Annotated in this window: 18 protein-coding genes and 2 pseudogenes; 8 read left to right on the plus strand and 12 right to left on the minus strand. The window is 70.7% G+C overall.

Going from position 1 to position 20,094, the window contains the following annotated elements:
• The 3 genes and pseudogenes from ACIRB1_RS38325 to ACIRB1_RS38335 all read left to right on the plus strand — a co-directional run bounded on the left by ACIRB1_RS38325 (nt 1) and on the right by ACIRB1_RS38335 (nt 2,696).
• Nucleotides 1-801, plus strand: coding sequence for a polysaccharide deacetylase family protein (locus ACIRB1_RS38325; RefSeq protein WP_403468778.1), 801 nt, complete (start codon nt 1-3; stop codon nt 799-801).
• Nucleotides 801-1,988, plus strand: a complete 1,188-nt coding sequence (locus tag ACIRB1_RS38330; RefSeq protein WP_403468779.1) for a YncE family protein — start codon at nt 801-803, stop codon at nt 1,986-1,988. Before ACIRB1_RS38325 ends, ACIRB1_RS38330 begins: the two co-directional genes overlap by 1 nt.
• A 97-nt stretch (nt 1,989-2,085) precedes the next feature.
• Nucleotides 2,086-2,696, plus strand: a pseudogene (locus ACIRB1_RS38335) (ADP-ribosyltransferase).
• A 3-nt stretch (nt 2,697-2,699) separates the two neighbouring features.
• Here the strand turns inward: ACIRB1_RS38335 and ACIRB1_RS38340 are convergent.
• Nucleotides 2,700-3,335: a GNAT family N-acetyltransferase gene (locus ACIRB1_RS38340; protein ID WP_403468780.1), complete on the minus strand. Its 636-nt coding sequence runs from the start codon at nt 3,333-3,335 to the stop codon at nt 2,700-2,702.
• Between the two features lie 57 nt (nt 3,336-3,392).
• Between ACIRB1_RS38340 and ACIRB1_RS38345 the strand changes: the two are divergent.
• The 3 genes and pseudogenes from ACIRB1_RS38345 to ACIRB1_RS38355 all read left to right on the plus strand — a co-directional run bounded on the left by ACIRB1_RS38345 (nt 3,393) and on the right by ACIRB1_RS38355 (nt 5,573).
• A pseudogene (locus ACIRB1_RS38345) lies at nt 3,393-4,357 on the plus strand (MerR family transcriptional regulator).
• 48 nt (nt 4,358-4,405) lie between these two features.
• Nucleotides 4,406-4,618, plus strand: a complete 213-nt coding sequence (locus ACIRB1_RS38350) for an EF-hand domain-containing protein (RefSeq protein WP_266772742.1) — start codon at nt 4,406-4,408, stop codon at nt 4,616-4,618.
• A 256-nt stretch (nt 4,619-4,874) separates the two neighbouring features.
• A complete protein-coding gene (locus ACIRB1_RS38355) occupies nt 4,875-5,573 on the plus strand; it encodes an NADPH-dependent F420 reductase (protein WP_403468781.1) in 699 nt (232 codons plus the stop codon).
• A gap of 28 nt (nt 5,574-5,601) precedes the next feature.
• Here the strand turns inward: ACIRB1_RS38355 and ACIRB1_RS38360 are convergent, their stop codons facing one another.
• From ACIRB1_RS38360 to ACIRB1_RS38370, 3 genes are all read right to left on the minus strand, one after another.
• On the minus strand, nt 5,602-6,159 hold the full coding sequence (locus ACIRB1_RS38360; RefSeq protein ID WP_403468782.1) for a glycoside hydrolase family 25 protein: 558 nt from the start codon (nt 6,157-6,159) through the stop codon (nt 5,602-5,604).
• A gap of 35 nt (nt 6,160-6,194) precedes the next feature.
• Nucleotides 6,195-7,235: a phosphatidylinositol-specific phospholipase C domain-containing protein gene (locus ACIRB1_RS38365; RefSeq protein ID WP_403468783.1), complete on the minus strand. Its 1,041-nt coding sequence runs from the start codon at nt 7,233-7,235 to the stop codon at nt 6,195-6,197.
• Nucleotides 7,236-7,304: 69 nt separating this feature from the next.
• Complete coding sequence (locus tag ACIRB1_RS38370; protein WP_403468784.1) at nt 7,305-8,270, minus strand: aminoglycoside phosphotransferase family protein; 966 nt, start codon at nt 8,268-8,270, stop codon at nt 7,305-7,307.
• A gap of 180 nt (nt 8,271-8,450) precedes the next feature.
• On the opposite strand from ACIRB1_RS38370, the gene ACIRB1_RS38375 reads away from it, so the two are divergent.
• The gene (locus ACIRB1_RS38375) at nt 8,451-8,807 is read left to right on the plus strand and encodes a PRC-barrel domain-containing protein (RefSeq protein WP_403468785.1); all 357 of its coding nucleotides are present in this window, start codon (nt 8,451-8,453) and stop codon (nt 8,805-8,807) included.
• A 53-nt stretch (nt 8,808-8,860) separates the two neighbouring features.
• On the plus strand, nt 8,861-9,148 hold the full coding sequence (locus ACIRB1_RS38380; RefSeq protein WP_403468786.1) for a hypothetical protein: 288 nt from the start codon (nt 8,861-8,863) through the stop codon (nt 9,146-9,148).
• A gap of 78 nt (nt 9,149-9,226) precedes the next feature.
• Here ACIRB1_RS38380 and ACIRB1_RS38385 read toward each other — a convergent pair whose 3' ends face one another.
• From ACIRB1_RS38385 to ACIRB1_RS38420, 8 genes are read right to left on the minus strand one after another with little or no spacing between them, the layout of a single operon-like run.
• Entirely contained in the window at nt 9,227-9,829 is a 603-nt protein-coding gene (locus ACIRB1_RS38385; RefSeq protein ID WP_403468787.1) for an NADPH-dependent F420 reductase, read from the minus strand.
• A complete protein-coding gene (locus tag ACIRB1_RS38390) occupies nt 9,826-11,061 on the minus strand; it encodes a beta-ketoacyl-[acyl-carrier-protein] synthase family protein (RefSeq protein WP_403468788.1) in 1,236 nt (411 codons plus the stop codon). Before ACIRB1_RS38390 ends, ACIRB1_RS38385 begins: the two co-directional genes overlap by 4 nt.
• 55 nt (nt 11,062-11,116) lie before the next feature.
• Nucleotides 11,117-11,992: a formyltetrahydrofolate deformylase gene (purU, locus tag ACIRB1_RS38395; protein ID WP_403468789.1), complete on the minus strand. Its 876-nt coding sequence runs from the start codon at nt 11,990-11,992 to the stop codon at nt 11,117-11,119.
• Between the two features lie 52 nt (nt 11,993-12,044).
• The gene (locus tag ACIRB1_RS38400) at nt 12,045-13,325 is read right to left on the minus strand and encodes a beta-ketoacyl-[acyl-carrier-protein] synthase family protein (RefSeq protein ID WP_403468790.1); all 1,281 of its coding nucleotides are present in this window, start codon (nt 13,323-13,325) and stop codon (nt 12,045-12,047) included.
• On the minus strand, nt 13,322-13,786 hold the full coding sequence (locus ACIRB1_RS38405; protein ID WP_403468791.1) for an SRPBCC family protein: 465 nt from the start codon (nt 13,784-13,786) through the stop codon (nt 13,322-13,324). The genes ACIRB1_RS38400 and ACIRB1_RS38405 overlap by 4 nt, the downstream gene beginning before the upstream one ends.
• Nucleotides 13,773-17,726 (minus strand): amino acid adenylation domain-containing protein, encoded by a 3,954-nt coding sequence (locus ACIRB1_RS38410; protein WP_403468792.1) that lies wholly within the window; start codon nt 17,724-17,726, stop codon nt 13,773-13,775. The genes ACIRB1_RS38405 and ACIRB1_RS38410 overlap by 14 nt, the downstream gene beginning before the upstream one ends.
• Nucleotides 17,723-18,067 (minus strand): acyl carrier protein, encoded by a 345-nt coding sequence (locus tag ACIRB1_RS38415; protein WP_352182391.1) that lies wholly within the window; start codon nt 18,065-18,067, stop codon nt 17,723-17,725. Before ACIRB1_RS38415 ends, ACIRB1_RS38410 begins: the two co-directional genes overlap by 4 nt.
• A 50-nt stretch (nt 18,068-18,117) precedes the next feature.
• Nucleotides 18,118-19,944: an acyl-CoA dehydrogenase family protein gene (locus ACIRB1_RS38420; protein WP_403468793.1), complete on the minus strand. Its 1,827-nt coding sequence runs from the start codon at nt 19,942-19,944 to the stop codon at nt 18,118-18,120.
• Nucleotides 19,945-20,094: the final 150 nt, after the last annotated feature.

The following is a 20,094-nucleotide window of genomic DNA, read 5'->3' on the forward strand; positions in this document are numbered from 1 at the left end:
ATGGGACGGGTGACCACGACCGACCGCCGTACGGCGTTGCTTGCGGGTGCCGGGCTCGTCGCCGGGGGTGCGCTCGCCGCCGGGTGTGCCACGACCGGCTCCGCCACAGCCCCCGCCGCCACCCATGCCTCCGCCGGTGGACCGGCGCCCGCCGCCAGGCCGACGCCGCTCACCGCACCCGCCCCCCGCGCCTTCCCCCGGCAGCCCGCGCAGATCACCCACGGGCCCCGCGACCACCCCCGCGTCGCGCTCACCTTCCACGGCCAGGGCGACCCCAAGATCGCCACCGCCCTCCTCGCCGAGGCGGAGAAGCGCGGCGCCCACGTCACCGTCCTCGCCGTCGGGACCTGGCTCGACACCCACCCCGAGATGGCCCGCCGCATCCTCGACGGCGGCCACGACCTCGGTAACCACACCCAGCGGCACATCGCCGTCAACACCCTCTCCGAGGCCGACGCGCTCGCCGAGATCACCGGCTGTGCCGACCGCCTCAAGCGGCTCACCGGGTCGATCGGCACCTGGTTCAGGCCCTCGCGCGCCCCGGCCGCGTCCCCGCTCGTCCAGCGCCTGGCCCACCGCGTGGGCTACCCGCACGTGCTGTCCTACGACGTCGACTCCCTCGACTTCACCTCGCCCGGCGCCCCCGCCGTCACCCGCAAGGTGCTCGCCGAGGTCCGCAACGGGTCGGTCGTCAGCATGCACTTCGGGTACGCCGACACGGTCGCCGCGCTCCCCGCCGTACTGGAAGAACTCGACCGCCGCGGACTGCGCGCGGTGACGACCACGGAGCTGCTGAGCTGATGCGACACATCCCCCTCACCCGTGCCCTCGTCGCCGGGACCGCACTCGCCGCGCTGGCCGCCCTCGCCGGCTGCGGATCGCAGGACCACGCCGACGAGGCCCTAGGCACCAAGGCCGCCCTCCATCCGCAGCAGGAGAAGAAGGCGCAGACGGAGCGGGCGCTGCCCGGTATGCCGCCGGTGCTGAACCCGTCGGACCTGTACGCGGCCGACCGGCCCGGCCAACTCTCCCCGGTGGTCCGGGACTTCCCCTCCCGGGTCTACGTCCCCAACACCACCTCCAACACGGTTTCGGTGATCGACCCGAAGACGTACAAGGTCATCGAGACCATCCCCGTCGGGGTGCAGCCCCAACACGTCGTCCCCTCCTGGGACTTGAAGACGCTGTGGGTCAACAACGACCGGGGCAACACCCTCACCCCGATCGACCCGCGAACGGGCCGGGCCGGCAAGCCCGTCGACGTGCACGACCCGTACAACCTGTACTTCACGCCCAACGGCAAGTACGCGATCGTGATGGCCTCGCTCGACCGGCAGCTGGTGTTCCGGGACGCGCACACGATGAAGACGGCGAAGGCGGTCCACGTCGGCTGCTACGGCGTCAACCACGCCGACTTCTCGCCGGACGGGCGGTACTTCATCGTCTCCTGCGAGTTCAGCGGTGAGCTGCTGAAGGTCGACACCGAGAAGATGAAGGTCGTCGGGCAGCAGAAACTGCCGTTCCACGGCTCGATGCCGCAGGACGTCAAGATCTCGCCGGACGGCAAGAAGTTCTACATCGCCGACATGATGGCCAACGGCATGTGGGTCCTGAACGGCGACACCTTCGCCAAGCCGGACTTCCTGCCCACCGGCAAGGGCTGCCACGGCCTGTACATCAGCCGGGACTCGCGCGAGATGTACATCTCCAACCGGGGCGAAGGCACCATCTCCATCTTCGACTTCACCAAGAACAAGCTCACCAAGAAGTGGCACCTCCCGAACGGCGGCAGCCCCGACATGGGCGGCGTCTCGGCCGACGGCAAGGTCCTGTGGCTCTCCGGCCGCTACAACTCCGAGGTCTACGCCATCGACACCCGCACCGGCACCCAGCTCGCCCGCATCAAGGTGGGCGGCGGCCCGCACGGCCTCGCGGTGTACCCGCAGCCGGGCCGCTACTCGCTGGGCCACACGGGCATCTTCCGCTGACCGGCCCCAAAAACGACTGAAATCCAGTCAGTTGGACACGCCCCCGTACGAGTGATGATCCACAGCCCGCCGCCGCGGAACCGGAATCGTGCCCCGCATGATCACCCTGCATCTGCGGCGGCGGACCGCTGCCGCCGTCCTGTCCTTCGCGGCCGTCCTCGCCACGACCGCCGCGACCGTCCCCGCCCACACCCTCACGCACGCCCCGGCCAGGGCCGCCGCGCCCGCCTGTCCCGTGGTCGCCGACCCGGCGATGGCCGCCGTCGACCAGCGCGTGGACGTCAGCCGCATCACCCCGGACCCGGTCTGGCGCACGAGCTGCGGCACCCTCTACCGCAGCGACAGCCGGGGCCCCGCGATCGTCTTCGACCAGGGCTTCGCCCCCAAGGACGTCGTCGACGCCAGTACGACATCGAGAAGTACGTCCTGGTCAACCAGCCCTCGCCGTACGTCTCGACGACGTATGACCACGACCTGTACAAGACCTGGTACAAGTCGGGCTACAACTACTACATCGATGCCCCGGGCGGTGTGGACGTCAACAAGACCATCGGCGACACCCACAAGTGGGCCGATCAGGTCGAGGTCGCCTTCCCGGGCGGTATCCAGCGGCAGTACGTCATCGGCGTCTGCCCGGTCGACAAGAAGACCAAGACCGAGATCATGAGCGACTGCGAGAGCAACCCGAACTACCGCCCGTGGCACTGACGTTCAGCGCGCGCTGAGCAGTACCGCCTCCGACCCCACCGGACGGTAGCCCGCCGCCAGGAACGCCCGCATGGAGCGGGCGTTCCCCGGCGCGACCTGCGCCCACAGCGGCTCGGCGGTGAGACGGCGGGCCGCCGCCACCAGAGCCCGCCCCAGCCCCCGGTGCCGTACGTCCTCGTCGATCTCGACGGAGACCTCCATCCGGCCGCCGACGCCGCGGCCCAGCACCACCACACCGCCCTCCGTCGTCCACGCGCGCACGTCGTCGCGGCGGCCGCGGGCGTACACGATCCGCGGATGGCCGCCGTCGGTGATCTCCCGCAGGGGGAGCGGGGGTTCGCCCGGCAGCGGGGTGCCCACGAGCATCGCGTCGATCGTCTCCGCCCTGCGGCCCGTGCGGTCGAGCAGGGCTGTCAGGAAGTACGGGTTCATCGGCGCCGCGAGCGCGTCGCACGGGACGGCGGCGAGGGTGTCATGGACCCACCGCGGGTCCTCGTCGGTGAAGACGACGGCGTGCGCGGTGAAGGCGAGGACCCCCGCGTCCCGTTCGCACTGCTGCGGTACGACTCTCACGCGGCCGTCCGCCGGAGGGAGGTCGTCCCGGGCCACCGCGTCGAGAATGTCCCGCAGAGTCTCCATCACCGTGCTCCTCGCGCCGCTTGAGTCTCCACCCACTGGAAGGCCCACACTCACGACATGATCGACGACGGCACCGGACTTCTCACCATCGGGGAACTGGCCAGAGCCACCGGACTGACCGTGCGCACCATCCGCTACTGGTCCGACGAGGGCGTCCTCACCCCGGTGACCCGCTCCGCGGGCGGCTACCGGCTCTACGACGCCGAGTCCGCGGCCCGGCTCGAACTGATCCGCACCCTGCGGGAGTTGGGCCTCGGCCTGGACGACGTACGCAAGGTGCTGGCCGGTGAGACGACCATCGCGGAGGTGGCCGCCGCGCATGTGGTGGCACTGGACGCCCAGATCCTCCCCCAGAGGGGGGACCCCCATCTGAGGGTGACCCGGGCGGTGCTGTCGACCGTCGCGAGACGCGGTTCGACCGCGGAGGAGATGACGTTCATTCTGAACCTTCTGGGGGATACCCCCAGACCCCCGCACTGGCACGGCTGTCGGCGGCCGAACGCAGGCGGATCATGGAGGAGTTCGTGGAGGAGCTGTTCCACGGCCTCGACACGGTGGACCCGTGCATCAAGGAGCGGATGCGGTCCCTGGCGGTGGACCTGCCGGACGACCCGACGCCCGAACAGGTCGACGCCTGGGTGGAGTTGGCGGAGTTGGTGCAGGACCCGGGGTTCCGGGCGCAGATGCGCAGAGCCGTTGAGTTCAACGCCTCGGACCAGGAGCGCGCCGCCGTCCGTGGGCGCTCCACCTGGTTTCCCATGCGGCTGGTGCAACTGGGCGCGGAGGCCAGGGAGCGGGGGGTCGACCCCGGGTCGCCGGAGGCCGAGGGGATTCTGCGGGAGGTGCTCGGCGAGGGCGGCGACCCGGCCGTCGTACTCGAACGGATGGTGTCCGCGTCCAACGACCGGCTCGCCCGCTACCGGGAGTTGCTGGCCACGGTGAAGGGCGGTGGGCCCGCGGCGGCGCACCGGGAGGAGTTCGCGTGGGTGGTCGCCGCACTGCGCGCTCGCCTGGCCGGTTAATCTGACCTCCGTCAACAGGCAGTAAAGCGTTACGAAGGGGCGGATCCGGTGGCGGACATCGAGGAAGCACGTAAGCAGTTCGAGCGGATCGACACGGACGGTGACGGCTTCATCACCGCGGCCGAGTTCAAGACCGCCCTGGCCCAGGGAGGCGACTGGAACGTGACCGAGACGGTCGCCGAGGCCATCATCAAGAGCCGGGACCTCAACGGGGACAAGGTCCTCTCGTTCGACGAGTTCTGGGCCCACCTGAACAAGTGACCCGGAAGTGATCTCCGCCTGAGCGGAAGGGGCGCCCGTCCTGTGCCGGACGGGCGCCCCTTCCGTCCGGGTCCTGCGCGAGCGGGCGGTCGCCGAGTGCCGGCGGACCCGTTCGGGGAGTAGGCGGCGCGGCGCGGGGTCACTCGTACGGCGGAGGGTCCGGAATAGGTGACGGGCGGTGGAGGTTGAGCCCCCAGGCGCATGCGCGTGCATGGAAGAAGCGCGGAACAGGCGTGGATCGCGCAGGCGTCGGATCATGGTTCCGGATCATGAATTTCCGATCGAAGGGTCTGTCATGAAGATCGGCATCATCGGCGCGGGCAACATCGGCGGCAACCTCACCCGGCGGCTCACCGCTATCGGGCACGACGTCTCCGTCGCCAACTCGCGCGGCCCGCAGACACTCAGCGCGCTGGCCGAGGAGACGGGAGCGACTCCCGTACCGGTCGAGGAGGCGGCACGCGGGGCCGACGTGGTCGTCGTCACCGTGCCGTTGAAGGCGGTACCGGACCTGCCCAAGGGCTTCCTGGACGGCGCGGCGGAGAACGTCGCGGTCATCGACACCGGGAACTACTACCCCGGGCGGGACGGCCGGATCGACGCCATCCTCGACGACGGTCTCACCGAGAGCCGCTGGACGGCGCAGCAGATCGGCCACACCGTCATCAAGGCCTTCAACGGCACCTTCGCCCAGGACATCGTGGACCGCCCCCGCCCGGCCGGCGACCCCGACCGCCTGGCCCTCCCGGTGGCCGGCGACGACGAGGCCGCGAAGCGTGTGGTCAGGGCCCTGATCGACGACCTCGGCTTCGACACGGTCGACTCCGGCAGCCTCGACGACTCCTGGCGCCAGCAGCCGGGGACGCCGGTGTACGGCCTGCGCGAGGGCGTGGACGGGATCGTGAAGGCGCTGGCGGAGGCCTCGCCGGAGCGGACGGGCGACTTCAAGGGCTGAGGGTGTTTGCCGCCGGCCCACGCGACCGTCAGGCGTCCTTGGCCCACTTCTGAAGGGCCGCCTTGGTCGCGAAGTCGGCGACGTCCTTGTCGTGCGGTTCCGAGGTGTACTGGTGGAACTTCCAGGCGGCCTTGACCCGGGGCTTGCCCGCCGTGACGTAGTCGGCGATCCAGAGACCGTCGCCCGCGTAGGACGTCGTGTCGATGTTCAGCCAGAAGTCGCGGTTGGTGTACAGGACGACCCGGTTGTTCGGGCGCAGGGACTTCACCTTGCGGATGAAGCTGTCCTTCTCCGCGTTCGTGGCGTGGGTGCCGTCGCCCGTGGTCTCCCAGTCGACGGCCAGCAAGTCCCCTGCTTTCTCAGGGGACTTGCTGACGAAGTACTCCGCCTGGGCCGTGATGTTGCCGGGCCACAGGAAGTGGTAGAAGCCGACGACCAGTCCCGCGTCACGGCCCCTCTTCGTCTGGGCGGTGAGTCTGGGGTTGACGTACGTGTGCCCCTCCGTCGCCTTGATGAAGACGAAGGAGGAGCCGCTTGTGTCGTACGACGTTGACTGGAACGCGCTTACGTCGATGCCATGCAACATGGGGGACTTGTGCCCCGTCCCCGGCATCCGGAACCTCAGCTTCTGGTGGCCACCGACGACAGCACCGACGCCGATTTCGCCGACCAGTCCGAGGTGATCACGCTCGCGTGGTCCGCCGCGAGGAGGGCCAGTCTGGCGGCGACTTCGGCGTCCGTCGGGGCAGTTGAAGAGATCGCCGGGGCCACCGCGTACGCGTCCGTCATGATCAGGATGTAGTGGTTCGTGGAGTAGAACGACGTGTCGTAGCTGTTGTTGACGTACGTCGCGGCGTCGCCGTCGAAGAACACGAACCATGGCCGGATCGAGGTGTCCGAGGTCCAACGGGTCGCCCTGGGATCGCCGTTGGCCGCGCCGAGCACCGCCGGGAAGGCCTGGGCCTGGGAGATCGTGCCGGCCGCGTACAGGTCCCGCAGATGGTCGCCGTACTCCTGGTCGGTCCAGTAGTGGTCGAAGGGGTTGGACTGCTCGACCGTGCCGGGGATCAGTTCGAAGATGAACTTGCCCTTGAGGGCGTCACGCGAGGGCCAGGCGTTGGCCTGGGCCGCCGCGTCGAGCGTGGAGTACGAGGACCCCAGCAGGTCGGACGGCTTGTAGACGCTGCTGCCGAGCTTCTGCGAGACGAGGGTGTCGAAGGCGGTCGGGCCGAGGCCGATGGTCTGGTTGAAGCCGACCTTCATCTCCACCTTGATGATGACGGGTGCGTGGTCCGGGTGCAGGGTGTTCCAGGCGGCCATGTTGTCCAGGCAGCTGCCGAGGTCCTGGTTGCGGTCCTTGCTGTACAGGTCGGCCGGGGTGCTCGCTTTCTCGCAGTTGTTGTCGTTGGCGAACAGGTCGCTGTGGCTGACCCGCCACCGCTTGCTCAGACTGTCGACGTAGACGTCCAGTTCGAGCAGCGAGGCCCCCGAGTCCAACGCCTGCGCCCAGTACGTGTACTTGTCCTTCTCGTACGCGTTGTGCGTCCCGATCGTCGTCGTCCCGGAGAACTTCGGCGCCGCCGCATGGGCGTTCCCCGCGGCCCCCGTCACCAGCAGGGCCGTGGCGCCGAGCAGCGCCGCCAGCCGTCTTATCGCCTTCATGGGTGTCAAGTCCCCTTCGCCGTGGCCTGGTTGGCGCTGTGTTGGCGGCAGCAGCGTAGGGCGAAGGGGTTACTGCTCGGTAGAGGCCGGGGGAACAACAGCTTCCGCCGATCGGGTAAAGGTTGTCCCCGGGCACGGGACCGTGACCGCACTCGCCCCGGTGTGCTCGGCGATGACCTCGCTGAGTTGCCGGGCGCTCTGGCGGGCGACTCGGGGCTCCGTGGCCGCGACCCGCGCGTAGGCGGCGACACCGGCGGCCAGCGCCCAGCCCGTGCCACGCGTCCAGGTCGCCTCGTCCACGCCGAGGGAGGCGCGGAAGAGCGAGCGGGTCGTGGCCGACAGCAGGGTGTAGGCGATGACCAGGTCGCACGCGGGGTCGCCCATGCCCAGGCCGCCGAAGTCGATGACGGCGGAGATCCGGCCGCCGGCGGTGAGCAGGTTCCCGGCGTGGAAGTCCCCGTGGCACCACACCGGTGGGCGGTCCCAGGCCGGGGCCGCGAGCGCCTTCTCCCAGATCTCCGTCAGGGCCGCGGTGTCGAACACCCCGTCCACCGCCTTGATCGCCGCCCGGGTCGCGCGGTCGCGGGCGGCCAGCGGGGCGCGGACCAGCTCGGGGTGGGGACCGGGGCGTAGGGAGTCGGCGGCGGGGATCGCCCACAACGACCGCAGGAAAGCCGCAAGTTGACGAACCATCAGGTCAGGAGTGCTGTCGAGGTCGTCGGTCGTCGCCGGGGTTCCGTCCAGCCAGCGGGTGACGGACCAGTGCCATGGGTAGTCGGGGGTCGGTGTGCCGAGGGCCAGCGGGTCCGGGACGGTGAGGGGGAGGTGCGGGGACAGGAGAGGGAGCCAGATGTGTTCCTTGGCGGCCTCGCCGTCCGCCCATTCGCTGCGGGGGAGCCGTACAGTCATGGTGTCGCCGAGCCGGTGGATCACATGGTCGGAACCGGCCGGTTCGAGGAGGGTCAGGGGCAGCCCGGACCACTGTGGGAACTGTGCGGTGAGCAGGTCGCGGACGAGTGCGGGGGTGATGATCATCTCTCCCTTTCCTGTTTCCCCGTCCGTTCCCTCTTTCCGGCTCTCCGATCTTCCGGGCGGGGGATCACTCGGTGGCGTAGGACCCGGCGGGGCGGGAACTCGTGCAGGTGTGCGGCGGGATCGACCGGTTGCGGCGGGTGCGGCCCGCCACCGGTGGGCGGCCGCCGGAAGGAGAAGGCAATGATTCACTCAGCCGATGTCCGCGAGTGGCGTGAGCGCGACGTCGTGGACCCGGATTCGCACAAGATCGGTGTGCTCGAGGCTGTGTATGTGGACACCGCCACCGACGAGCCGGCCATGGCCACCGTGCGGGTCGGGCTGCCCACACGGCACCGGTTGATCTTCGTCCCGCTCGACGACGCGATCGTGGGACCGGACTACGTGAAGGTCGGCTACGCCAAGACGCTCGCGAAGGAAGCCCCCTCGATCGGCACCGATGACGTGCTGCCCGCCGAGCAGGAGGAAGCGATCTTCAAGCACTACGGGCTGCCCTACCGGCCGGGTGCCAACGGCGAACGCCAGCTGGCCCGCCGCTGACGGTTCCGGACGCCGGGAGGTTTCGAATCGGCGTTCGGGGCCATCCGATGAACATGTCCAGACGCTACGGCGGAAGCCCCGCGGGGACGGTCATCTCCGTCATCGCGGATATCGCGGCACTGATCCTGATCCTGTGGATCGCTCTCTATTTGTTCGAGGCCAACACCGCGAACAACTCGGTCGACTGGGTCCACCACGCGGCCAACTGGCTCTCCGGCTGGTCGCACAACCTGTTCACCATCCACTCGGCGGACTGGCGCACCGTGGTCAACTACGGCCTGCCCGCCCTCGTCTATCTGTTCATCGGCCACGCGGTGGCCACCGGGATCAACCGGGACTGACCGGGGCCATCGGGTTCGCGGGGGTGCGCTCGGCGAGGGCCGCGGCATTCCGGTCCCCGAAGGGCCGGACTCCACCGGTCAGGCCGCCAGCACCCCCGCCGAGCCCACCCCCCGCAGCGCCATCCGTTCCACCCGGCGGGCCTGGTCCAGGCCGCCGGTGTCGGCGTAGGTGTAGGGGGTCGGCGCGCACAGGGCCAGGAAGGCCCGCTTCGCCTCCGGGGCGTCGGAGACGACGTGGATCGTGGGGACGGACGGGTCGGGCGTGCCGGTGAACGTCTCCCACCAGACGTTCTTGAAGGCGCCGACCAGGAGGGCCCCGGGGAACGCGGCGGCCAGGTCCGTGCTGCCGCCCGTCGCCCAGGGACCCACGAAGTCGACGTGGCCGCCGGTGAACGGGTTGGTGATGTCCACCAGGATCTTTCCGCGCAGCCCGGCGCGCCAGGGGCGGAGCTGCTGCACCGCTCCCTGGACGCCGAGGACGGCGGGGATCACGACGGACGACTTCGCTACGACCTCCTCGTAGCCGCCGGTGAGCACCCCCGGCGGTGCGACCGTCCGGCCGGTGGCCGGTGTGCCCAGGCGTACCTCGTGCCCGGCGCGGGCGAACATCGTGGCGAGTGCCACGGCGATGCCGCCCGTGCCCAGGACGCCGATCGTCGGCCGCTCCCCCTCCCCGCTCATGGCGTCCGCTTCAGGACCAGGCTGACGTTGTGGCCGCCGAAGCCGAAGGAGTTGGCGAGCGCCGCGTCCCAACTGCCCTCGCGGTTCGAGCCGTTGACCACGTCGAGGTGAATCCCCGGGTCGAGGGTGTCGAGGTTGCGGGTGGCCGGGACCACGCCGTGGCGGAGCGAGAGCAGGGCCGACATCGCGCCGAACGCGCCCGACGCGCCCAGCATGTGGCCCGTCATCGACTTGGTCGCCGTCACCACCGGATGCTCACCCAGCGCCTTCGCCACCGCGTCGGCCTCCGCGAGGTCGCCGCCCGGTGTCGAGGTGGCGTGGGCGTGCACATGGCCGATGTCGGAAGGACCCAACTCCGCGTCCCGCAGGGCCCCTTGGATCGCGAGGACCTGTCCCTCGGTGTCGGACGCCGAGATGTGCCGGGCACTGGAGGTGACCGCCGCGCCGGCCACCGCGCCGTAGACCCGGGCACCCCGGGCGCGGGCGAACTCGGCGCGCTCCAGGACCAGTACGGCCGCGCCCTCGGCGATCACGAACCCGGAGCGATCCGCGTCGAAGGGCCGGGACACCGCCGCCGGGTCGCCCTCCTGCCGCGACAGCGCCTTCATCTGCCCGAACGCGGCGACCATCAGCGGATGCAGACTCGCCTCCGTGCCCCCGGCCACCACGACATCCGCGCGGCCGAGCCGGATCAGGTCCAGGGCCAGGGCGATGGACTCGGCGCCCGAGGCACACGCGCTGACCGGGGAACGGGCCCCCGCCCGGGCGCCGAGGTCGATGCTGACCCAGGCCGCGGGCCCGTTCGGCATCAGCATCGGCACGGCGTACGAGGACAGCTTCCGCATGCCCGACCGCTCGTAGACCTCGTTCTGGCCGAGCGTGCTCAGGACGCCGCCGATGCCGGTGCCGACGACCACGGCCAGCCGCTCGGGTTCGACCGGGGGGCTGCCCGCGTCCTGGAAGGCCTCCCGGGCCGCCGCCACGGCGAGTTGCTCACCCCGGTCCAGTTTGCGGGCGTGCACCCGGCCGAGGATCTCGACCGGGTCGGCGGACACGGAGCCCGCGATGCTCACCGGTAACTCCTCGGGCCAGGAGCCCTGTTCGTCATGCAGGGTGCGCACGCCGGAGCGTCCGTCGAGCAACCCCTGCCATGACTCCGGTGCCGTCCCGCCGAGCGGGGTCATGGCGCCCAGCCCGGTCACGAGCACGTCCGCGTCCCTGAGTCGGGTCATCGCCGTGCCCTCCTTTCCGTTCCTGTCGCCGTTCCTGGCGCTGTCCTTGGGGTGTTCACGCGAAGACGATCGTGTGGTTGCCATGCCGGATCACACGGTCCTCGGCGTGCCACTGAACTGCCCTGGTGAGGACGGCCCGTTCGACGTCGGCACCGCGTCGTTGCAGTTCGGCGGCGGTGTCGGCGTGGCTGACCCGGACCACGTCCTGCTCGATGATCGGGCCCTCGTCGAGGTTCTCGGTGACGTAGTGGGCGGTGGCGCCGACGAGTTTCACGCCGCGTTCCTTCGCCTTGGCGTAAGGACCCGCGCCGATGAAGGCCGGCAGGAACGAGTGGTGGATGTTGATGATCGGCACGCCCACCCGCTCGATGAAGTCCGCCGACAGGATCTGCATGTAGCGCGCGAGCACGATGAAGTCGACGTTGCCCCGCAGCAGCTGCAACTGGGCAGCCTCGGCCGCCGACTTGTCCGTCCCCTCGGACGGCACATGAAAGAACGGGATGCCGAACGACCGGACCTCCTCCGCCGTGTCGGGGTGGTTGGAGATCACCATCGCGACGGAGACGGGGAGTTGACCGCGCCGGTGCCGCCACAACAGGTCCAGCAGACAGTGGTCGGACTTCGACGCGAAGACCGCCACCCGCTTGGGCACCGACAGGTCCCGCAGGGTGAACTCCAACTCGAAGTCCCCGGACAGCCGTTGGCGCAGTCCGTCCTCGATCGCGGGCAGCGCCGCCCCGAGGTGGTCCAGGCCGAACACGGTCCGCTGGAAGAACGCGCCGCCCTGCGGATTGTCCGAGTACTGGTCCAGGGAGACGATGTTCGCGCCGTGCTCGCCGAGCACCCCGCCGACGGCCGCGACGATCCCCGGCCGGTCCTTGCCCCGGACGGTCAGCGAGGCGTGCCGGTGACCGCCGCGCGCGGCCGGCACGGGACCGGGCTGAGAGCGAACCGCCGTGTCAGCCACCAGAGTTGACGACACGTCACTTCACCTTCTCGGCGCGGAAGGTCAGGGCCACGTTGTGGCCGCCGAAGCCGGCCGAGTTTTTGACCGCGACGATCTGCTCGGGGCCCAGCTTGAGCGGGCTGCCGTGCACCACGTCGACGGAGAGTCCCTCGTCGAGGCGGGTGAAGTTCCGGGTCGGCGGGACCAGGCCGTGGTGGAGAGCGAGGATCGTGGCGATCGACTCGATCGCGCCCGCCGCGCCGAGGCTGTGCCCGGTCATCGACTTGTTCGCGGAGAGCGCCGGGCCCTGGGTGGCGTCGCCCTCCGCGTCGCCGAACACCGACATCACCGCGCGCGCCTCGGCCGCGTCGCCGGGGGCGGTCGCGGTGCCGTTGGCGTTGAAGTGCGCGACGTCCGCGGGGGTGACACCCGCGTCGGCGAGCGAGGCACGGACGGCCGCCGCGGTGCCGGTGCCGTTCGGCTCCGGCTGGACCATGTGGTACGCGTCGGAGGTGATCCCGACCCCCGCCAGCTCGGCGTAGATCCGGGCGCCGCGCTCGCGTGCGTGCCGCTCCGATTCGAGTACGAGGATGCCGGCGCCCTCGCCGAGGACCATGCCGTCGCGGTCCGCGTCGTAGGGGCGGCAGGCGGACGCGGGGTCGTCGAAGCGCTGCGACAGCGCCCGCATGGCCGCGAACGACGACAGCACCATGGGGTGCAGGGGCGCCTCCGCGCCGCCCGCCACGGCGATGTCCGCGTCGCCGCGCCGGATCAACTCGGCGGCCGTGACCAGGGCCTGGGTCCCGGAGGAGCAGGCGTTGACGGTGGCGTGCACGCCCAGGCGCGCGTTCACCAGCAGGGCCACGGCCGCCGCCGAGCCGTTGCCCATCGACATCGGGACGGTCATGGGCGGCACGCGCCGCCAGCCCCGGGTCTTGAGGGTCTCCCAGCCGTCGATGATCGAGGTCATGTCGCCGAGGGCGGCCGAGACGACCACGGCCACCCGGCGCGGGGCGACGGAACCGTCGTCGAGACCGGCGTCCGCCCACGCCTCCGCCGCCGCCACGACCGCGAACTGCGCGGAGCGGCTCAGGCGTCGGCGCTGCTGGTGGTCGAGTCCCGTACCGGGCTCGGACCGTGCGCGCCCGCCGAGCAGCGGCGGCAGGTCCTTGGCCCAGGACTCCTCGTCCAGCAGGCCGAGTCCGCTCTCGCCGCGCAGCATCGCGTCCCAGGTGTCGGCGACGTTCCCGCCCAGCGGGGTGGTCTCGCCGAGGCCGGTGACGACGACCTTGTGGTTCTCTTCCAGACGGTTCTTCATCGGTTCCGCGCTCCCTGTCCGAGCTGTGTCGCGAGCTTTCCGGAGTCCTTCTTGACCGAGTTGACGAGCACCTTGCGCAGCAGGGACTTCGGCATGATCCCGAAGTAGTCCCCGGGGTCCACCTCGAACGTCCAGTGGACGGTGGTGGTGCCGTCCTCGCGCTCCACGTACTCGTAGGTGCCGACGTAGCCGAACGGCCCCTCGACGGTGTGGAACTTCGAGCGCCGGCCGGGCTGGAACTCGCTGATCTCCACGGTGAACTGCATCCGCTTGCCGATCAGCTGGAACGTGATCTCGTACCGGCCGCCGGGGCGCGGCTCGCCGTTCAGCAGCGTCACGTCGACGCAGGCCGCCTGCCACACCGGGTCCTGGGCCGGGTCGGAGATCAGGGCGAACGCCTCGTCGGGCGGCACCGGGAGGTGGAACGCGTACTCGGCCGTGACCTGCTCAGTTTTCGTCATCGTCGGTGGGTCCTTCCATGTGGGGAGCGATCGCGCGGGCCGCCAGCTCCGCGTGCGGCGGGTACATCACCGAGTTGTGGTCCCCGGAGACGTCGATGACCTGCAACTCGCCCTTGATCAGGGCCTCCCAGCCGAGCTTCGGCCCGTAGTCGGCCTCCTCGTCGGCCGCGCGCAGCAGCACCAGGTCGAGTTCGGCGGGCTCGGGGAGGTAGGTCTGGAGGGCGATGCCGTTGGCGAGGTACGCCTCGAAGTAGCGCAGGATCTGCGCGCGGTCCGCGTCCTCGGCCAGCACCCCGATGGCCGCGGCCTCCTGGAGGATGTGGTCGAACGCGGCGTCACCACCGAGCGCCCGCAGCTCGTCCGCCGGGATGTCCAGGGTCTTCCCGGCCGGTACGGCGAGGTCGCGGGCGAACCAGGACAGGATCGTCGAGTCGTCCGCGGACTCCGGGATGTTCTCCTCGACCGGCGCCCGGCTGTCGATGCCGATGATGAACTCGATCTCCTCGCGCTCGGCGCGCAGTTGACCGGCCACCTCGTAGGCGATGACTCCGCCGAAGCACCAACCGCCCAGTGCGTACGGGCCGTTGGGCTGCACCTCCTTGAGGAGGTCGATGTAGCGGGTGGCCATGGCCTCGACGCTGATCTCGGCCTCGCCCTCGTTCTGGATGCCGGGCGCCTCGATCGCCAGCACCGGCCTGCCGGGCGGGAGATGGCGGGTCAGCTCGACGTAGCAGAAGACGGTGCCGCCGAAGGGGTGGAAGAGGAACACCGGGCGCTGCTCCGGCTCGCCCTCGCGCAGCGTGACGAGCGGGCCGCGCGCGGTCTCCTGGCCGCCCGACCGGACGATCGCGGCGAGTTCGGCGACGGTGCCCTGCCGACCGAGCATGACCGAGATCGGGATCTCCACGTCCCACTCGGCGCTGATCGCCGAACTGAGCCGGACGGCGAGCAGCGAGTGGCCGCCCACGTCGAAGAAGTGGTCGTGGACACCGACCTGGGAGACGCCCAGGATCTCCGTCCACATCCGGGCGAGGGTGATCTCGGTGGCGTCACGCGGCTTCTCGAACCCGGCGTCCGAGGAGACCACCGGCTCCGGCAGCCGGTTGCGGTCGATCTTCTTGTTCGCCGTCAGCGGCAGCTCGTCCAGCACCATCACGATGCCCGGCACCATGTACGGCGGCAGGGACACCCCGGCCGCCGACCGGACCTCGGACGGCTTCAACTCGGCGCCGTTCTCCGCGAGCAGATAGGCGACGAGCCTGTCGTCACGGACCACCACGACAGCCGTGGAGACGCCGTCGACCGCCTCGAGAACCGTCTCGACCTCGGAGAGTTCGATGCGGTAGCCGCGCAGCTTGACCTGGTTGTCCAGCCGCCCGTGGTGCAGCAGCCGCCCCTCGCTGGTCCAGCGCGCCCGGTCGCCGGTGCGGTACAGCCGTCGCTCCGGCGCGGCCGGCAGCCCGGTCACGAACCGCTCCTCCGTCAGCTCCGGCCGGTCCCAGTACCCGACGGCCAGACCCTCGCCGCCGATCCACAACTCGCCCGGGAAGCTGGGCTCGACTTTCCGGCCCTGCGGATCAAGGACGTACAGCTGCGTGTTGTCGAGGGGGACACCGATGTCGATGCCCGAGGCGGGTTCCACCAGACCGGCGGTGGACCAGATCGTCGTCTCGGTCGGCCCGTACACATTGCGCAGGCTCGCCACCCGGGAGGAGAGGAACTCGGCCAGATCCAGGGGGAGTTCCTCGCCGCCGCACAACACGTTGAGCCGCGGTGCGCCCGTCCAGCCGGCGTCGCGGAGCATGCGCCACGAGGTGGGCGTCGCCTGCATCCAGGTGGCACCGGACTCCTCGATGCGCACCGCGAGCGCGGCACCGTCGGCGGCCGTACCGCTGTCGCACACGATGACCCGGCCGCCCGCCACCAGGGGCAGATACAGCTCGAGTCCGGCGATGTCGAAGGAGATCGTGGTGACCGCGAGCAGACTGTCCGCCGCGTCGAACCCGGTGGTCTCCCGTATCGACAGCAGCAGATTCGTCAGCGCGCTGTGCGGGATCGCCACGCCCTTGGGGCGCCCGGTGGACCCCGAGGTGTAGAGGATGTACGCGAGATCGGCGGGGCCGGTGGCGGGGGCGGGCGCGGCCGGGGCATCGGCCGGGAGGTCGTCCAGGTCCAGTACCGGAAGCCCCGGCAGCCAGCTCTCCCGCAGGCCGCCCTGGCTCAGCAGCAGCCGGGCCCGGGAGTCCTCCGCCATGTAACTCAGCCGCTCCGCGGGCAACTTGGGGTCGAGCGGGACATACGCGGCCCCGGACTCCAGCACCCCCAGCAGCGCGGCCAGCAGCGGCGCGCCGCGCTCCACCATCACCGCGACCCGGTCACCCGGGGCGATCCCGGCCGCCCGCAGCGCCGCCGCCGTCCGCTCGACGGCGGTGAGCAGCCGGCCGTAGCTCCACTCCTCGCCGTCCGCGACCAGCGCGACCGCGTCCGGCGCGCTCCGCACCCGCTCACGGAACAGCTGCGGCAACTGGCCTGCGGGCAGGGCGCGTTCGGGCCCCGCACCCCACTCGGCGAGCAGCGTCCGCTGCCGTTCGTCGCCGCGTGCCAGCTGGTGCAGCGGCTCGTCGGGGCGGTCGACCAGGGTCTCCACCGTGGTGACGAACGTGGCCGCCAACTCCCGTGCCGTACCGGCCTCGAAGATGTCGGTGTTGTAGCGCAGCACCCCAGCGAAGGCACCGTCGCGCTCCGCGCCCATCTCGACCCAGAGATCGGTCTGGCCCTCCTGCTGCGGCAGCGGATACGGCCGCAGGGTCGCGCCCGCGATGCCCAACTCGGCTCCGGGGCCCGGCTCCAGGAGGAAGAACGCGTCCATGTCGTTCAGGAACGGCAGCCGGTCCCAGGCGAAACCGGCCTGGTACAGCGGCGTCCGGCTCGGGTCGCGCGGCGGCGCCAACTCCCGTACCAGCCAGGGGAACGGCAGCTCCTGCGCCCGCATCGCCTCCGACACCCGCTCACGCGAGGACGCGAGCAGCTGACGGTACGTCACCTCCTCGTCCACCTCGCCCCGTACCACCACGGTGTTCACGAAGTTGCCGAGCGCGTCCCGGAACTGGCGGTGCAGCCGCCCCGAGGTCGGGGTGCCGACCAGGATCTCCTGCTGGCCGCTCAACCGGCTCAGCAGCACGAAATACGCGGACAGCAGCACCGAGTACGGCGTCGACGAGGTCTCCCGCGCCAGCCGCCGTACCGCCTCGGTCGCGGTGACGGACAGCGCGAACGGGGCCGAACCGCCGTCGTAGGACGGCACGGGCGGGCGCGGTCGGTCGCCGTACAGGTCGAGCGCGGGCGGTACGTCCGCCAGCCGCTTGGCCTCGCTGTCGAGCAGTGCCCGCGCGTTCTCGCCGCGCAGGAAGGCCTGTTGGCGCTCGGCGTACGCGGCGAAGGCGCCGCCGTCGAGCGTGAACCGGTTCGGTGTGCCCTCCAGGCGGCTGCGCACCTCGGAGAGCAGCAGGGCCAGCGACCAGAAGTCCGCCGCGATGTGGTGCATCACGACGGTGAACACCCAGGTGCGCTCACCGGTGCGGTACAAGTGCACGCGCCACAACGGGGGTTGGGAGAGGTCGAAGGGGCTGCGGCTGTCCGTGCGGACCAGGTCGCGCAGTGCCTCGGGGGCCGTCTCCCGTGCGTCGGTGTGGCGGATGTCGAGGGGTACGTCGTCCCGCACGAACTGCTCGGGACCCTCGGGACCGGCGCGGAAGCCGATCCGCAGGGCGTCGTGCTCGCGGCTCAGGTCGGCGAGTATCTCCCGTACCTGGAGGCCGAGTTGGGGATCGGCCGTGACCTCGGCGCCGAACACGATGTGGTAGGCGGAGCACCCCGGATCGGTCTCGTGGATGAACCAGAGGCCGGTCTGCTGGGCGTTGACGGAGTTCGCTGTGGTCATCGCAGACCGTCCGCTGCGGCGGTGGCGGCGACGGGCTCGGCGTTCATCAGCTTCCACAGCGCCTCGGCCAGGGTGTCGACCGTGGGGTGGTCCCAGAGGAGGTCCACCGGCGGGTCGGCGAGACCGCAGACGTCCTCGATCTCCATGCCCACGGAGAGCGCGGCCATGGAGTCGAGGCCGTAGTCGGTGAAGGGCCGGTCGGTCGCCAACTCGGCCGGGGCGACGCCGGCTTCGGCGGCCACCGCGTGGACCAGGACCTGCTTCACGTCGTCGAGAGTCATACGGGTGCTGCCCTTCGTGTCGGTCGTGCCCGGGGTGGTGGTCGTGTCGGTCGTACTCATCGCAGGTCGATACCTTCCGGCCGGTATGCGGTGGTGATCAGGGATGTCGTTCATGCGGCTGTCGTGGACGCGGCGTCGTCGCGGCCGGTCTCACGGGCTCCGGGCGCGGCCATGCGGACCGGGCGGACGGAGAAGAACTCGTGGTCGGCGCGCTGGGCGTTCATCCGCGTGAACAGCCGCCGGGCGGTGTCCTGTTCGAGGTCGCCGACCTCGTACTGGTGGACCTGGCGGCGCTCCAGCGCGGCGTGCAGCCACTCGCCGTCCGCGAAGAACGCGTCGAGGTGGTCCCGGTTGAACAGCCAGACACCGAGGGCCGCGACCTTGGCGTGCAGGGAGCTGAGTTCCTCCGCGACCCGGATGAGGCGGGGTGCGGTGGACTTGCTGGTCTTCGTCGTCGGCGAGGGCCGGCCCGCCGTCGAGCGGCGGATCTCGGTCACGCGGGCCAGCAGCTCGTCCAACTCCAGCCGCAGGTCCTGCGCTTGGGCGCGCAGTGCGGTCAGCCGGTCCTCGTCGAGGCCGTCGGACGGTTCCAGTTCCGCGAGGCGCTCGATCAGCGCGGGCAGGCTGGCGAAGGTGGCGTCCCGGCCGCGCCCGAAGACGCTCACCCGGTGCGGCTCGAACGCGGGCAGCTCGGCCCGCAGGTCGTACAGCGGACGCCAGTCCTCGTCCCGGTCGTGCCCATGTGCCTTGGCCAGCGCGGGCAGTTGGAGCGCGAGCGAGTCCAGGCAGACCGGCTCGCTGCCGTCGAAGACCGAGACGACGGCGCCGTCGCGGAGCATCTTCTGGAACGTGCCCACGTGTTCGGCCGCGCGCAGGAAGTACCGGGCGCCCAGGGTGCGCGCCAGCACCTTGCTGTTGGTGTCGACCAGGCGGGCCACCTGCACCTTCGCGAGGTTGCCCCAGATGCTGAACTGCTCGGTGTACAGGTGCAGTCCGCGCATCGCGACCAGGCTCTCGCACTCCGCGACCAGCAGGCTCAGATACGCGTTGGCGAGGGACTCGGTGACGTACGGGATCTCGTTGGCGGGACCGTCGTAGAGGATGCGGTCGGAGAGGAAGCCGGCGACGGTGCGGAGCATCGTGTCGCCGGTGCCCAGGGACAGGCCGGTGCAGAAGGTGCGGGTGATCAGCAGCCCGCGCAGGGCGAGTTCGAGGCCCTCGCCCTCGGCGCCGAGCCGGGCCGTGGCGTCCACGCGGGCGTTGTCGAAGGCCACGCCGCTGATGTCGCAGCCGCGCAGACCGTAGGTCGGGACGCGCGGGACGCCTCTCACCTCGCCGGAGATGACCTGCTCGCGGTCCACCAGGAACATGGACTGCTGCCGCTTCGCCGGGGTGTGCTCGTCGCCGGTGGTGCCGAGCAGGACCACGTGGGTGGAGGTGCGGCCCCGGTTGATGGGCCACTTCTCGCCGGACAGCACGTACTGGTCGCCGTCCGGGGCGGCCGTGAACCGGTTGGCGGCCAGGTCGGCGCCGTGCCCCGGCTCGGAGTAGGCCAGACACGGGACGACCCCGCCGCGCAGCACCGTGGCCGCGTACTTCGCCTGCTGCTCGGCGTCGCCGCCGATCCACGCGAGCATCATCCAGACCTGGGTGCTCTCGCTCACCGCGACGTTCATGTCCCTGCGGGCGATCACCCGGGTCAGCATGAGGATGTCCTCGGCGGCCCGCAGATCACCGCCCAGCCACTCCGGGACGAAGTACCGGTTGAAGCCGAAGGCGCGCACCTGGTCGATTCCGGCGGCGGGCAGTTCGTCCCGCTCGTCGAGCGCGAGTGCGCCGGCGAAGGACAGGGCGTTGGATTCCACTTCGGGGTCCCCGAGCCAGCCCTCCAAGGCCTCCGCGAGGGCAGTGCTCGACTGGTTCCTTGAGCTTTCCATGAGCTTTCCATTCCATGCCGGAGAGGGCAGTGGCGTGTGAATACAGCCCTGCCCGATAAACGGACCTGAAAGTGGACGTGCGGAAGTGACGAACGAATACACGTCGCAGTGGAGAATGCAGGCGAAAGAAGCGCACGGCGCGATACGCAA

It is taken from the genome of Streptomyces sp. NPDC096013 (genome assembly GCF_044763565.1).
In the GTDB taxonomy this organism is placed as follows: Bacteria; Actinomycetota; Actinomycetes; order Streptomycetales; family Streptomycetaceae; genus Streptomyces.

What these genes read in the sequence shown, in the direction of transcription:
- ACIRB1_RS38400 (WP_403468790.1), bottom strand. Translation starts at nt 13,325, where the DNA reads ATGAAGAACCGTCTGGAAGAGAACCACAAGGTCGTCGTCACCGGCCTC.
- ACIRB1_RS38375 (WP_403468785.1), top strand. Translation starts at nt 8,451, where the DNA reads ATGATTCACTCAGCCGATGTCCGCGAGTGGCGTGAGCGCGACGTCGTG.
- ACIRB1_RS38415 (WP_352182391.1), bottom strand. Translation starts at nt 18,067, where the DNA reads ATGAGTACGACCGACACGACCACCACCCCGGGCACGACCGACACGAAG.
- ACIRB1_RS38340 (WP_403468780.1), bottom strand. Translation starts at nt 3,335, where the DNA reads ATGGAGACTCTGCGGGACATTCTCGACGCGGTGGCCCGGGACGACCTC.
- ACIRB1_RS38325 (WP_403468778.1), top strand. Translation starts at nt 1, where the DNA reads ATGGGACGGGTGACCACGACCGACCGCCGTACGGCGTTGCTTGCGGGT.
- ACIRB1_RS38390 (WP_403468788.1), bottom strand. Translation starts at nt 11,061, where the DNA reads ATGACCCGACTCAGGGACGCGGACGTGCTCGTGACCGGGCTGGGCGCC.
- ACIRB1_RS38380 (WP_403468786.1), top strand. Translation starts at nt 8,861, where the DNA reads ATGTCCAGACGCTACGGCGGAAGCCCCGCGGGGACGGTCATCTCCGTC.
- ACIRB1_RS38365 (WP_403468783.1), bottom strand. Translation starts at nt 7,235, where the DNA reads ATGAAGGCGATAAGACGGCTGGCGGCGCTGCTCGGCGCCACGGCCCTG.
- ACIRB1_RS38360 (WP_403468782.1), bottom strand. Translation starts at nt 6,159, where the DNA reads ATGTTGCATGGCATCGACGTAAGCGCGTTCCAGTCAACGTCGTACGAC.
- ACIRB1_RS38405 (WP_403468791.1), bottom strand. Translation starts at nt 13,786, where the DNA reads ATGACGAAAACTGAGCAGGTCACGGCCGAGTACGCGTTCCACCTCCCG.
- ACIRB1_RS38370 (WP_403468784.1), bottom strand. Translation starts at nt 8,270, where the DNA reads ATGATCATCACCCCCGCACTCGTCCGCGACCTGCTCACCGCACAGTTC.
- ACIRB1_RS38420 (WP_403468793.1), bottom strand. Translation starts at nt 19,944, where the DNA reads ATGGAAAGCTCAAGGAACCAGTCGAGCACTGCCCTCGCGGAGGCCTTG.
- ACIRB1_RS38355 (WP_403468781.1), top strand. Translation starts at nt 4,875, where the DNA reads ATGGTTCCGGATCATGAATTTCCGATCGAAGGGTCTGTCATGAAGATC.
- ACIRB1_RS38410 (WP_403468792.1), bottom strand. Translation starts at nt 17,726, where the DNA reads ATGACCACAGCGAACTCCGTCAACGCCCAGCAGACCGGCCTCTGGTTC.
- ACIRB1_RS38385 (WP_403468787.1), bottom strand. Translation starts at nt 9,829, where the DNA reads ATGAGCGGGGAGGGGGAGCGGCCGACGATCGGCGTCCTGGGCACGGGC.
- ACIRB1_RS38330 (WP_403468779.1), top strand. Translation starts at nt 801, where the DNA reads ATGCGACACATCCCCCTCACCCGTGCCCTCGTCGCCGGGACCGCACTC.